Source organism: Deltaproteobacteria bacterium (assembly GCA_016235345.1).
GTDB lineage: Bacteria > Desulfobacterota > Desulfobacteria > Desulfobacterales > Desulfatibacillaceae > JACRLG01.
Genome location: JACRLG010000024.1, coordinates 218,000 through 232,170, shown reverse-complemented (window position 1 = coordinate 232,170; position 14,171 = coordinate 218,000). Strand labels below are relative to the sequence as shown.

10 protein-coding genes are annotated in these 14,171 nt (G+C 56.4%); 8 read left to right on the top strand and 2 right to left on the bottom strand.

Annotation, left to right across the window (positions count from 1 at the left end):
- The first annotated feature begins 106 nt into the window (after positions 1–106).
- The 3 genes from HZB23_12930 (at position 107) to HZB23_12920 (ending at position 3,581) form a co-directional block, all read left to right on the top strand.
- Positions 107–376, top strand: a complete 270-nt coding sequence (locus HZB23_12930; GenBank protein ID MBI5845561.1) for a hypothetical protein — start codon at positions 107–109, stop codon at positions 374–376.
- Positions 377–618: 242 nt separating this feature from the next.
- A complete protein-coding gene (locus tag HZB23_12925) occupies positions 619–2,919 on the top strand; it encodes a GspE/PulE family protein (protein MBI5845560.1) in 2,301 nt (766 codons plus the stop codon).
- A gap of 53 nt (positions 2,920–2,972) precedes the next feature.
- On the top strand, positions 2,973–3,581 hold the full coding sequence (locus HZB23_12920) for a hypothetical protein (GenBank protein MBI5845559.1): 609 nt from the start codon (positions 2,973–2,975) through the stop codon (positions 3,579–3,581).
- A 147-nt stretch (positions 3,582–3,728) separates the two neighbouring features.
- Here the strand turns inward: HZB23_12920 and HZB23_12915 are convergent, their stop codons facing one another.
- A complete protein-coding gene (locus tag HZB23_12915; GenBank protein ID MBI5845558.1) occupies positions 3,729–6,221 on the bottom strand; it encodes a DNA internalization-related competence protein ComEC/Rec2 in 2,493 nt (830 codons plus the stop codon).
- The gene (gene murA, locus HZB23_12910; GenBank protein ID MBI5845557.1) at positions 6,157–7,413 is read right to left on the bottom strand and encodes a UDP-N-acetylglucosamine 1-carboxyvinyltransferase; all 1,257 of its coding nucleotides are present in this window, start codon (positions 7,411–7,413) and stop codon (positions 6,157–6,159) included. Before murA ends, HZB23_12915 begins: the two co-directional genes overlap by 65 nt.
- Before the next feature lie 547 nt (positions 7,414–7,960).
- Between murA and HZB23_12905 the strand changes: the two genes are divergently transcribed.
- The 5 genes from HZB23_12905 (at position 7,961) to secF (ending at position 14,066) form a co-directional block, all read left to right on the top strand.
- Positions 7,961–9,439 (top strand): Rne/Rng family ribonuclease, encoded by a 1,479-nt coding sequence (locus HZB23_12905; GenBank protein ID MBI5845556.1) that lies wholly within the window; start codon positions 7,961–7,963, stop codon positions 9,437–9,439.
- Positions 9,440–9,496: 57 nt separating this feature from the next.
- A complete protein-coding gene (locus tag HZB23_12900) occupies positions 9,497–10,789 on the top strand; it encodes an adenylosuccinate lyase (GenBank protein MBI5845555.1) in 1,293 nt (430 codons plus the stop codon).
- 184 nt (positions 10,790–10,973) lie between these two features.
- Positions 10,974–11,336: a preprotein translocase subunit YajC gene (yajC, locus tag HZB23_12895; GenBank protein MBI5845554.1), complete on the top strand. Its 363-nt coding sequence runs from the start codon at positions 10,974–10,976 to the stop codon at positions 11,334–11,336.
- A gap of 12 nt (positions 11,337–11,348) precedes the next feature.
- The gene (gene secD, locus HZB23_12890; GenBank protein MBI5845553.1) at positions 11,349–12,965 is read left to right on the top strand and encodes a protein translocase subunit SecD; all 1,617 of its coding nucleotides are present in this window, start codon (positions 11,349–11,351) and stop codon (positions 12,963–12,965) included.
- Positions 12,966–12,998: 33 nt separating this feature from the next.
- Entirely contained in the window at positions 12,999–14,066 is a 1,068-nt protein-coding gene (secF, locus tag HZB23_12885; protein ID MBI5845552.1) for a protein translocase subunit SecF, read from the top strand.
- Positions 14,067–14,171: the final 105 nt, after the last annotated feature.

Sequence of the window (14,171 nt, the reverse complement as noted above, 5' to 3'; positions counted from 1 at the left end):
TGAGACGTGCAATGAGACGATTGACACGGGCCGCCTAACCGTATATATCTATATTGCTGGATAATATGCCAATAAGCGCTTTCCTTGAACGAAAATCGATATTCCGATGAATGAAAAACCCGCAACCGTTACGGCTTCCTATGGTCAGCTTGCTTATGGAATCCTCCTGGCCCTGGCCGGAGCCGGAGTTTTTATTAGGATCGATGTCGCCCTGGAACGCCTGGCCGAGTTTCCGGCTTTCCAGTCGGGCGCTACCGTGGTTTTCGCCAGGCTGTCCTTTTTTCTCATGGGTGCGATTCTTCTGGGCGGGGGAATCAAAAAGATCATTGTCCAGTACAATCTTCTGAAAAAGAAGGACGGACCCGCCGAGCCCTGACCCTAGGCCGACGAGCCTGTTTTAAACTTATTTTTCATTTTGCAGGGGAGCATGGTCGGGCTCCTTCTATCCCGCCCCAGGCAGTCATTTCACTTTTTATACAGCCTTTTAAAATAAACCATTTTTTGGGTCTGAAACTCATTTCGCCTAGTCCGATCGGGCAGGCATGGGGACGCCATATGACAGTCGAAGCGGCCAATCAAGCCCAGCCAGGCCAACCGGCGCAGGTTCCGCCGACGAAGATGGGACCTCCGGGAGCAGGAGAGGTCACGGGCCTCAAAACCCTGTCCGAATACAGGTTGAAGCTCCAGGACCTTTCCAACCGCATCCATGCGGCCACCAACCTGGATGAAATCCTCATCGACCTGAAAAACGACATCTGCATCATTTTCAACGTGGACCGCGTCACCATATACGTTGTGGATGGCGTGAGGCGCGAGCTGGTGTCCCGCTACAAGTCCGGGAACGAAATAGGCGAAATAAGGGTTCCCATCGCCAATATGTCCATCGCCGGTTACGCAGCTTCCAAGCAGAAGGTGGTGAACGTAAAGGACGTCAACGACGAAAAGGAACTCACCGCCATAGACCCGGCCCTGCGGTTCGACGCCCGGTGGGACAAGAAGACCGGCTACAAGACGAGGCAGGTGCTGGCTCACCCCATCACCTTCAAGACCTTCCTTCTGGGCGCGATCCAGCTCATCAACAAGAAGGACAACAAGCCCTTCGGACCCACCGACGAGCAGGCCGTGGCCGAGCTTTCAAAGACGCTGGGCATCGCCCTCTACAACCAGCGCAGGATGGTGAAGGCCCGTCCCAGCAAGTTCGATTACCTGATCAACAACTCCATCATAACCTCCAAGGAGCTCGAAAAGGCCGTGGCCGACGCCAGATCGAGCAAGGAGCCGGTGGAAACCCTTCTGGTGCGCGACTTCAAAGTGGCCAAGAAGGACGTCTTAACCAGCCTTTCCCAATTCTACAACACCGGCTACCAGCTTTTCAACGACCGCACCCCCATTCCCGGAGACCTTCTCCAGGGCGTCAAGGTGCCCTTCATGAAAAACAACATGTGGGTGCCCATAAAAATGGAGGACGGCAAGGTCATCGTAGCTATAGACAACCCCGCAGACGTTCCCCGAATGGACATGGTGCGGGCCATCTATCCCGGAAAGACGGTGGAGTTCCATATATCGCTCCAGGAGGAAATCCTGGGCTTCATCAAGCTCTTCACCACCGACGAAAAGGAGCTGGGCTCAATCGACGAAATTCTTGGCCAGCTCCAGGGCGAAGAAGCGGAGATGGACGAGGACATGCAGCGCGTGGGCGAGGAGGACTCCGCCGTCGTGCAGCTCGTCAACAAGATAATACTGGACGCCTACGCCAGAAACGCTTCCGATATCCACATAGAGCCCTTCCCGGGCAAGCAGAACACCAAGGTGCGGATACGCATAGACGGCGCCTGTACGGTGTACCAGATGATCCCGTACCAGTACCGGAACGCCATCGTAAGCCGCCTTAAGATCATGAGCGATCTCGACATCGCCGAGCGCCGCAAGCCCCAGGACGGCAAGATCAAGTTCAAGAAGTACGGGGGCAAGGACATCGAACTCCGCGTCGCCACCATTCCCACCACCGGCGGCCTTGAAGACGTGGTCATGCGTATTTTGGCCGCAGGCGAGCCCATACCCCTCGACAAAATGGGTTTTTCCGACCACAACTACAAGGAGTTCGTCTCCTGCGTGGAAAAGCCCTACGGCATCATCTTCGTGTGCGGCCCCACCGGTTCCGGTAAAACCACCACCCTTCACTCGGCCTTGGGCTTCATCAACAAGCCCGAAACCAAAATCTGGACCGCCGAGGACCCCGTCGAAATCACCCAGGCCGGACTTCGGCAGGTGCAGGTCCAGCCCAAGATCGGCTTCGACTTCGCAGCCGCCATGCGCGCCTTTCTCCGCGCCGACCCGGACGTCATCATGGTGGGCGAAATGCGCGACAAGGAAACCACCCACATCGGCATCGAGGCGTCCCTCACAGGCCATCTTGTCTTCTCCACCCTCCACACCAACAGCGCCCCGGAATCCATCACCCGACTTCTCGACATGGGCATGGACCCCTTCAACTTCGCCGACGCCATTTTGTGCATCCTGGCACAGCGCCTTGCAAGAACCCTTTGCGGCGAATGCAAGGAGCCCTACAACCCCACCCGCGAGCAATACGACGAACTGGTAAGGGAATACGGGGAAGGCGACCTGGAAGCGTTCGGGAAGCGTCACAGCAACTATCCCTATTCCAAGGAACTCACCCTTCACCGGCCCAAGGGCTGCGACCGCTGCAACCAGACCGGTTACAGGGGCCGTTGCGGTATCCACGAGCTATTAATGGGCACCGACGAGATGAAAAAGCAGATTCAGCTGAAGGCCCCCATGGAAACCCTTCGCGGACAGGCCATTGAAGACGGAATGGCCACCCTGAAACAGGACGGCATCGAAAAGATATTCACCGGAAGGCTGGACCTGATCCAGGTCCGCAAGGTGTGTATCAAGTAACCGCCTGTCTAAAAACGCGAACTGCTGTGTCAGGCATCGCGGCGCGGGTCGTCATGTACGACAAGTACTATTCCTTCCCGCGCCGCTCGCCTTCCTTGCATTTCATCGTTTTTATCCAGGCTGAAATCCTGCCTCATTCGGCAGGCTGGTTCATCGGCAATGAAATGCGCCTCCGGGTCACTTTCAACGTGAAAGAAACCCGGAGGCGCATTTCATTTGAAGATCCATCGCATTCGGTGTTTGTAAAGGGTTGTGCTATGGCATCGAAACAAGAAATTGAATTCATCGATTCTATTGATGCGTCATTTCCATTCGAAAATGAAGAAGATGCGAGGAAAGTTTTATCTATTGGGGCAGGGATTTCTGATAACGCAGCCCTTATGATTTGTCTTGAGTTTATTAATGAACCAACAGGAAAATTTATCGATCTATCTTTATCATTATTGGAACAACTCTGTCATGAAAGACCAACACAAGAAGTTATAATTGCTACGCCTGTCATTAAGATGTTAATTAGAAAGATACATATCCCTGGTGGGCACGTCTTAGACCTTCTTGAGTATTGTCGTGAGCATAATGGTTGTTACAATGCGGTTGGGATTCTTTCTTTATGTTCACCAATGATGGAGGAAGAAGCAAAAAAAATACTTGCAAACTGGTAGATTGTAAAAGCCAATAATCGGTTATAAAGGCTCATCATTATGCGGAACAAAGTGCATTTTTAACTGACTGCCGGATCCACCCACGTTTCAAAGACTTTTACTGCCGACTTTCAAATGCGAACATACGGGTTCTCCACCCGCCCACATTCAATCCACAAAAGTGGAAACCTCCGTGGTTTCTCCGTCGGTTTCGATGAAGACAGCGCCGTCATGGTCGGTGCGGAAAATCTCGGCCCCGGCCCTGCGATAGGCGGCCAGAACGTCTTCGCGGGGCAGTTTCCAGGGGTTGTTCCTTCCCACACTCACCACGGCCCACCTTGGCCGGGCGGCGTCGGCGAATTCCTGCAAGAACGAGGATTTGGCTCCGTGGTGGGGAACCACCAGCACCGTGCAGTCAAGCTCCTTGGGGTCAAGGGTCTTCAGCATTTTCTTCAGGCCCGGCTTGGTTACATCGCCCGTTATCAATATTGTCTTTTCGCCCATTTTAAGGCGGAGCACCAGGGAGAACTGGTTTGTGCGCTTGTTGGGAGGCGGAGTAAATTCCGGCGGCGGATAAAGGCTTTTGATGGAAACCCCGTTGATGACGGTTCCGCAAAAAAGCTCCTGGTGGGTCTTCCGGGCGATTCCCTTTCCGCTCACCATGCTCATGATTTTTTCATAGGTGCCGCTTTCGGTCTCCTGGCCGTTGGACCAGAACTTGCGTACGCCGAAGTGTTCCAGAATGAAAGGCATTCCTCCCGCGTGGTCCTGGTCCGGGTGGGTGATAAAAGCCACGTCAACCGTGTGGATTTTTTGGCTCCACAAATAAGGGGCCACCACCGCCTTTCCGATATTCAGGCTCGATTCCCCGGTAAGCCCGCCAGCGTCGGCCAGCATCACCGGCCCCTTGGGGAAGCGCACCACGACGCTTGTCCCCTGGCCCACGTCCAGCACCGTCACCCGTAAAGACTCGTCAAGGAAACGCTCCTGATACCAATAATACGCGTCACCCGCAAAAACGAGGAACACCAAAACAAGACCCGCCCTGGCGTATGGGCTTTGCCGGAATTTCAGCACGCAGAATATGAAAAGATAATAGAGAACCGATTCCAACACGCTTGGAAAAACTGGCATCACGGCTGAAAATTCAAGGCTGGCGAACCATCGTATCGCCACAACTCCCCATTCCATGAAAAATCCCGCCGCAGAAAACAGCCAGGAGGCCAATTCCGGCCAGACAGGCAGTATTGCCACGCCGGACAGGCCGAGGGGCAGGACCGCCGTTCCCACAAGGGGCACCAGGAAAAAATTGGCGGCGAACCCGGAAACGCTCACCTGCTGAAAGGCCCGGAGAACTATGGGCAGGGTCGCCAGGGTGGCGAAAACCGTAATGGCGAAAAGGGAGGCGACCCGGTACAGCCACAGGCGAAAAAGTTCGCTCTCCCTTGGGCGATGCCTCAAAAAAGGAACCGAGCGAAAGCCCACAAGAATGAAGAATACCGAGAGGAAGGAAAGCTGAAACGAAATCTGAAAAAGGCTTCCGGGACTGATGATCAGAATGGCGAGGGCGGCTGCGGCCAGGCTGTTTATGGCCTCGCTCTGCCTTTTGACATAAAATGACAGAAAAAGGACGCCCACCATTATGACCGCCCTAAGGGTTGCGGGCGACATGCCAGTGAGAAACCCGTAGAGGATGGCCGGTATCACCGCCAGCACCAGGGCCGTCCGCCTGGCTTTTCCGGTGAGAACAAGGCTTGGAAAAAATCCCAGAAGCCCGTTCAATACGAAAAAGGCGAAGCCTGCGGCAAGCCCCACGTGAAGGCCGGACACCGAAAGGATGTGGGCTGTGCCGGAATCCGCGAAGGACTGGCGCAGGTCCGCTGAAATCCGCGAAACGTCCCCGGTCACCAGGGCGGATAGGACGTCTCCACCCTGGCCCGGCGCGGCCCGGCCAACGTTATCCGCTATATCCCGCCGCAGGGCCGGAAAAAATCCGCCGTTCCCGGAGGCCCCGGCAAAAATGACGGGCCGGGATTTTTTCCCCAGCGTGGCCGAGACAAGGATGTCCCTGTCCGCCATGTGCGCGGCGTAGTCGAAACTGCCGGGATTTTTGAAGGACTGGATTCTGCGAAGGCGGGTGACGAAGGAAACGCGGTCGCCCGATTTCACCGCCGGGCGCACGTCATAGGCCGATACCCTCACGTTGCCGCTGGCCCGCAAAAGCCTTCGGCCCCTTGAAACGCTTTCCGCCTTCAGGACGAATCGTAGGCATTCCGGGCGGTTTTCAAGGGGGCCGGAGACGATTCCCGTCACTCTCGCCTGGGAGCCGTCGATAAGCCCTGCCACATGGCCGGAAGGAACGTCAAAGGCCTCGGTTGAATCATACAGAAAAAGGCCCAACAAAAAAAAGGCCAGCACCGCGCCGATCCTACGAGCCTGGCTTTTAAGGCGCAGAACGAGGAAACCGGCCAGGGCGAAGGCCGCCGACATGACGCCGATGGACGCGGGCTCCCACCACGGGGAAAGGCGGCCAAGAAGGATTCCGGCGATAAAGGCGGCGGCAAGGGGGACCAGGGGCCTGGAAAACCAGCCGGGATCAGTCTTCCCAGACCCTTCGGATGACGGCTCCGATACCGGTGAGCTTCTTTTCGATGGATTCATAGCCCCGGTCCAGGTGATAGACCCGGTTGACCTCGGTGACCCCTTCCGCAACAAGACCTGCAAGAATAAGGCAGGCGCTGGCCCTTAGGTCCGAGGCCATGACCGGGGCGGCCAGAAGGCGCTTCACCCCGCGCACAACGGCGGTGTTCCCGGTAACCGTTATGTCGGCCCCAAGGCGCTTCAGCTCGCTTACGTGGATGAAGCGGTTTTCGAAGATGGTCTCGTTGATCACCGAATTGCTATTTGCTACGCACATGAGGACCATGAACTGGGCCTGCATGTCGGTGGGAAAACCGGGATGCGGGCGGGTGGTGAGATCGACGCTCTTTATGGTTTCCGGTCCCATGACCCGGATGGTGTCGGCTCCGGTTTCAATGGTGACTCCCGCCTGCCTTAGCTTGTGGATGACCGCCGAAAGATGGTCGGGGCAAACGTGGGTTAAAGTGACGTCTCCCTTGGTGAGGGCTGCGGCCACCATGTAGGTGCCTGTTTCTATGCGGTCCGGGATTATGGAATACCTGGCGGGCTTTAAGGCGTCCACGCCCGTGATGGTGACGACCTCGCTTCCGGCTCCGGTGACCCTTGCCCCCATGAGGTTCAAGACCTCGGCAAGTGCCGCTATTTCGGGCTCGCGGGCGGCGTTTCGCAGCGTGGTGACGCCTTTTGCCAGGGCGGCGGCCATCATGAGGTTCTCGGTTCCCGTAACGGTGGGCATATCGAGGTAGATGTCAGCGCCCATGAGCCTTTCGGCTGTAACCTCCACGTAGCCGTGCTCCATGGAAACCGTGGCTCCCATTGCTTCCAGGCCCTTCAGGTGAAGGTCGATGGGCCGTGCTCCGATGGCGCAGCCTCCGGGAAGCGACACCCTGGCCCTGCCGCACCGGGCCACCAGGGGGCCTATGACCAGCACCGAGGCCCGCATGGTGCGCACCAGATCGTAGGGCGCCTCCTTGGATTCGCAGGCCGAGGCGTCTATCACGGCCACGTGATTTTCGTACCGGCACTTCGCGCCCAGGTGCTCCATCACCTTCATGAAGGTTTTCACGTCCTTGAGATCGGGCGTGTTTTCGAAAACGCACTCGCCGTCAACCAGAAGGGCCGAGGCCAGAATGGGCAAGGCCGCGTTCTTCGCGCCGCCTATCCGAACTTCACCTTTGAGGCGGTGACCGCCTTCCACCAGAATCTTGTACATGGCGCCTTCCCTGAAGCATTATGGCGAAAAAGTTTTTTAGCCCCGGCACGGGTCGGACAAGCCCCGAAAGCAGCGCGGGAATCAATCCCTTAAATGCGTGTTGCCGAAAAGACACATACAATAGAAAAGACCAGGGTCAAAGTCAATGCGCAACAGGCGGAATCGGCAAATTGGAGGGCCGGAAAAGTGTGAGGAGCTCTTTCCAGGAGGTTCCACAGACCGATGGCCCCGCCGGGCGAAAATGGCCTGTCTCGATTATCCGGGCGGAAATGCTTGACTTGGCCGCAAATAATCTTTATCAAGTAAAATTTCGCGGGAAAGGGGAATCTCTTTTTCGGAGTTCCTGCCCACCGATGTTCATGTACAACAGCCCGTTGAAAATGGCTGGATACGAAGCCTGGATACCAATCGCAATATTGGCGATGAAGTGCAAGGAGTGCGACAAGCCAAGAGTCACGCGTACTAAATGTACGTGACGGAATTGGCTTTAAAGCGCGGGCACTGTCAATTCGCGTTTTTAGACAGGCTGATAAACCCGAAAGTGATCATGCCAACCCAAATACTCATAAACGCCCTTGATCCTGAAGAATGCCGCTTCGCCATACTTGAGGACGGCCACCTGGAAGGCTTTTATATTGAAAGCGCCGGCAGGGAGGTTACCAAAGGCAACATTTACAAGGGCGTCATAGCCCGCGTGGAGCCAAGCCTTCAGGCCGCCTTCGTCGATTACGGCGCGGACCGCCACGGTTTTCTCCAGCGCCACGAAATCCACTCCGACTACTACCAGGACACCCCGAACGGCGGCACGGGGATCAACGACGTGCTCAAAAACGGCCAGGAGCTTCTGGTGCAGGTCACCAAGGATCCTGTGGGGAAAAAGGGGGCCATGCTGACCACCTTCATCTCCCTTGCGGGCCGTTTCGTGGTTCTCATGCCCGGCTCGGACACCAAGGGCGTCAGCCGCCAGATCGAAAACGAGTCCGAACGCAGCCGCATAAAGGAAATAGTGGAGGGCGTGAAACTGCCCGAAGGCTTCGGCCTCATCGTGCGCACCGCCGGAATGGACCAGACCAAGACGGTCATCGCCAAAGACATTCAGCAGCTCATGCGGCTATGGCGCAACATAAGGAAAAAGGGAATCTCCGACAAGGCACCGGTGGCCCTTCACAAGGAAATGAGCCTTGCCATACGGGCCGTGCGCGACTACCTGACCCCGGAGGTCTCCCAGATTCTGGTGGACGACCAGGAGGTCTTCGACGAGCTTTCGGAGTTCATAACGGCCGCCAGCCCCAAGCGGGCCGGAATCCTTAAGCTCCACAAGGACGACAAGCCCATATTCTCCCGCCACGAGCTCGAAAGAAAGATAGCGGCCATTTTCGAAAGCCGGGTTCCGCTCAAGTCGGGCGGCTCCCTGGTCATACAGCCCACCGAGGCCCTTGTCACCGTCGATGTCAATTCCGGCAAATCCACCAAGGAATCCAACGTCGAAAAAACCGCCTATCAGACCAACATGGAAGCCGCCGAGGAAATCGCCCGGCAGCTTCGCCTGCGCGACCTGGGCGGGCTCATAGTGCTGGATTTCATCGACATGCGGGACAGCAAGCACCGGGCCTCGGTTGAAAAGGCCATGAAGGACCACACCAAGCGCGACAAGGCCCGGATAAAGATAGGAAAAATCTCCAAGTTCGGGCTTCTGGAACTGAGCCGCCAGAGAATCCGCCCGCCGGTGGAGTACGGCAGCTACATAGAATGCCCGGCCTGCCACGGCAAGGGCGCGGTCCCTTCGGTGGAGACGGTTTCCCTCACCATCCTGCGCAAGCTGCGCACCGAGGCCCAGAAGGCCGACGTGGTCCTGGTGGAGGCCGTCGTGCCGCCTGTGGTGGCCGACTACCTTCAGAACAAAAAGAGAAAATCCCTTTACGACGTGGAAGCCAAGCAGCACGTTGAAATTATCCTTAAGGGCGATGTTTCGCTTGCTCCGGGCCAGTTCTCGATACGCTCGGAAAGCGCCAAGCCGGAAAAATAGCTCTTGACGGCCCGACGCCTTTTTTTTACAACCTGCCGCACCTCGTGGGAATCAATCATGATAGAGCGTTACACAAGAGAAGAAATGGGCCGCCTGTGGACGGACCAAAGCCGTTTTTCAGCCTGGCTGAAAGTTGAAGTGCTGGCCTGCCGGGCTTGGGCCGAGCTTGGGCGCATCCCCGTGGAAGCCGTTGAAATCATAGAGAAGAAGGCCGGTTTCACCGTCGATCGGATTTTCGAGATCGAAAAGGAGACCAGGCACGACGTAATCGCATTTTTAACCAGCGTGGCCGAGCACGTGGGGCCGGAATCCCGCTACATACACTTGGGCCTCACCTCCTCCGACGTTCTGGACACCAGCTTTGCCTGGCTTTTGAAAGAGGCCGGCGGCATCCTTATAAAAGACCTTGATGCGCTTCTTTCAGCCATAAAAACCCGTGCCTTCGAGCACAAGTACACCCCCATGATGGGGCGCTCCCACGGCATCCACGCGGAGCCTATAACCTTCGGCCTCAAGCTTTCCGTGTGGTACGAGGAGATGAAGCGCAACAGAAAGCGCCTGGAGGCCGCGATAAACTGCGTGGCAGCCGGGAAGATTTCCGGGGCCGTGGGCACCTTCGCCAACATAGACCCCCGCGTTGAGGAATACGTGTGCGAAAAGCTGGGCCTTGTCCCGGAACCCGCTTCCACCCAGATAGTACAGCGGGACCGGCACGCGGAATTTTTCACCGCCCTGGCCCTCTGCGCGGCCTCGGTTGAAAAGATCGCCCTGGAGATAAGGCATCTTCAGCGCACCGAGGTAGGCGAGGCCGAGGAATTCTTCTCCAAGGGTCAAAAGGGCTCTTCGGCCATGCCCCACAAAAGGAACCCCATAGGAAGCGAAAACCTGTGCGGGCTTTCCAGGGTGGTCAGGGCCAACGCCTTCGCCGCCATGGAAAACGTTGCCCTTTGGCACGAGCGGGACATCAGCCATTCATCCGTTGAACGGGTGATCGGGCCTGATTCCACGATTTTATTGGATTACATGCTGGCGCGCCTTACCGGGCTTATCGAAAAACTCGTTGTCTACCCGGAAAAAATGGCCAAAAATCTTGCCCTTTCCGGCGGGCTCATTTTTTCCCAGCAGGTTCTTCTTCTGCTTGCCGAGGCCGGTTTTTCGCGAGAGGATGCATACAGGCTGGTACAGAGCCACGCCATGAAGGCCTGGAGCGAAAACGGCGATTTCAAGGCCGCCATTTTCGCTGATCCCGAAATTTCCGCCCTGGTCCCCAGGGAAAAACTTGACGAGGTTTTTGACGTAAAGGGCCATCTGAAACACGTTGATTTCATCTTCAACCGTGTTTTCGCCTAATATTACCAGCCCATTGTAAATGGCTGAATATAAGCCTGAATAAAAACGATGAACACGTCACGCAAAAAGCCAAAAGAGCCACGCGTACTATAAAGTACGTAGCGGAATTGGCTTTGAAGCTTGACACAGCAGTTCGCGTTTTTGGACAGGCTCATAGAAATTATTAATCAAGGGAGGATTCACCTTGTTCGACACAGCTTATGCAATGGCCCCGGCCCCTAGCGGCGCGGGCGGACAGGCCGGAGGAGGAGGCGCAAGCGTCTTCATCCTGCTTTTTCTCATGTTTTTCATCTTCTACTTTCTGGTGATACGGCCCCAGCAGAAGGAGGCCAAAAAACAGCAGAAGATGAGGGATACCCTGAAAAAGGAAGACCGGGTCATCACCGCCGGAGGCATGTACGGCAAGGTGGTGGGCGTTGACGACACGACCGTGACCCTGGAAATCGCCGAAAAGACCCGCGTGAAGTTCCAGAAAGCGGCGGTGGCCACGGTCATACAGTCGGCGGCAAAGGGCGGCGACGACGAAGACAACAACAAAAAGAAATAAGAGGGACCTGCCTTGAGAAACTTCACGTGGCGCGTGGCGCTGGTGATCGCCGTTATGGCCGTGGGCATAGCCTTGCTCGCGCCTTCCATAGATTACTACCGCAACAAGAAGGAAGGCGACAGCCCCACCAAGGAAAACACCCTCTGGCCCCACAAGGTCTTCAACCTTGGCCTTGATCTCCAGGGCGGAATGCACCTTGTGATGGAGGTCCAGACGGAAAAGGCCGTGGAGACCATGATGGAGCGGAAGGTCCACGCGCTTTACGAGGCCCTTCGCAAGGCCCGCATCCCCCACTCGGACATAGAGCGCGTGGAAGGCGACAAGATATCCGTCACCTTGAACGGGCCTGAGGCTGAAAAGTCCTTCAGGGACCTGCTTTCAAAGGAACATCCGGAAATTTCCTACACCAGCAGGATTGAAGGAAACGACCGGATCGGCACGCTGACCATGCTGGAGGTGGAAAAGGACCGCATCAAAAAAAGCTCGGTTGAGCAGGCCACGGAGATCATCAGAAACCGCGTGGACACCTTGGGCGTCACCGAGCCCCAGATCCGCCGCCAGGGCGAGCGCCGCATACTGGTCGAGCTTCCGGGCGTCAAAGACCCCCAGCGGGCCAAGGACATAATCGGCACCGCAGCCCAGTTGGAGTTCAAGCTGGTTGACGACGAGCACGACGCGGCCCAGTACGAGGCCGGGGAGCGCCTGCCGCGCGGCACCGAGATTCTCGAAATAGAGAGCAGGGATGCTGAAACCGGCGTGGTCACGCGCTCCAAGATGATGGTCAAGAAAAAGACCCTCATGACCGGCGACACTATCACCAAGGCGGAAGTAAAGCTCGACAGCCAGAACGGCTCTCCCTACGTGGCCATCAAGTTCAACTCCATGGGCGCCACCATGTTCGAGCGGATAACCGGCATCAACAAGGACAAGCGCCTCGCCATAGTTCTGGACGGCGTAGTTAAATCCGCCCCGGTGATCCGGGAAAAGATAGCTGGCGGAGCCTGCATCATAGAAGGCAGCTTCACCGACGCAGAGGCCCACGACCTGGTCATCGTCCTACGCACGGCACTTCCCGCGCCGGTCAAGGCCATTGAAGAACGCATAGTCGGGCCGAGCCTTGGGCGCGACTCCATAAAAAGCGGCCTCATCGCGGGCATTGTGGGCGTCTGCTTCGTTTTCGTTTTCATGGCCATTTACTACATGGGCGCTGGCGTTGCCGCCGATTTCGCCCTCATCCTGAACACGCTTCTGATCGGCGCGGGCCTTGCGGCTTTTTCAGCCACCCTTACCCTTCCGGGCATCGCTGGTATAATCCTCACCCTTGGTATGGCGGTGGACGCCAACGTCCTTATCAACGAACGCATCCGGGAGGAACTGCGAACGGGTAAAACCATCGCCGCCGCCATTGAATCGGGTTACGGGCGCGCCATGTACGCAATCATAGACTCGAACGTCACAACCATCGCAACGGCCCTCATCCTGTTCCAGTTCGGGACCGGACCCATCAAGGGTTTTGCGGTAACGTTGATTCTGGGTCTTGTTTCAAGCCTTTTCACGGCCATTGTGGTTACGCGGATAATCTTCGATTACTTCGTGTTTTACCGCCGCGTGAAGAAGCTCTCCATTTGATGCGTACATACAAAGGATAAAGGACAATCGGCCATGCAGTTCATAAAGCCCGACATCAACATAGATTTCCTCAGCAAGAAGTGGATCGCCATAGGCCTTTCCACCCTGGTCAACATAGCCGCCATTCTTATCCTGGTAATCAACGGCGGCCCCAAAATGGGCATCGACTTTGCGGGCGGCACCCAGGTTGTGGTGAAGTTCTCCCAGGCCACCAACGCCGACGCCATAAGAAAGACCCTGGACAAGGTGGGCCTTGGAACCAGTTCAATCCAGCAGTTCGGACTTGCCGAAGAGAAAACCTTCGCCATCAAGGGCGGCGAATCAGAGGCCGACGCAGCAACCTCCGAATTCGGCCTCAAGGTTGACGAGGCCCTCAAAAAGAGCTACGGGGCCAATTTTGAGGTTATAGGCAAGGACGCGGTCGGACCCCAGGTAGGGCGCGACCTCTGGGACAAGGCCTTAAACGCCATGTTCTATTCCATGATCTTCATGCTGATCTACATTTCGGGCCGCTTTGAAATGCAGTGGCTGCCCTCGGCTGTCATGAGCGCGATAATTTTGGGGACCATGTACGTTCTGTCCCTTTTCGGCATCCACATGTATGCGCTCATGGCCATCGCTCTTGTAATCGCCGTGGTCTGTTTCTACTTTTTCAAGCTAAGGGCCGCCATGGGCGCAATTGTGGGGCTTTTGCACGACACCTTGCTGACGGTGGGGATACTGGCCCTTCTCGGCAAGGAGTTCAACCTCCAGATCGTTGCGGCCATCCTCACCATCATCGGTTATTCGGTCAACGACACCATCATCGTTTTCGACAGGGTGAGGGAAAACACCACCAAGTACGCAAGGATGCCCCTTGAAGCCGTCATCAACAGAAGCGTCAACGAAACCTTAAGCCGCACCGTGCTCACTTCCGGCGTAACCCTCCTTACGGTGTTCGCCATCTTTTTTCTCGGCGGTGAGGTTCTTCACGATTTCGCCCTGGCAATCATTATAGGCTTCATTGCAGGAACCTATTCATCAATATTCATCGCCTGCCCCTTTCTGCTTTTCTGGCGGGGCGGCAACAAGGCCGTTGGGGCGGACATGATGGCCAAATGATTGTCCGCTTTTTTGATTGACGGGCGGCCCATTGCACCAGGGGCCGCCCGTTTCTTCCGTTGCGGAAGCCCCGTTTTTCAGGCGATCATGAACCGGCCCCTCCCC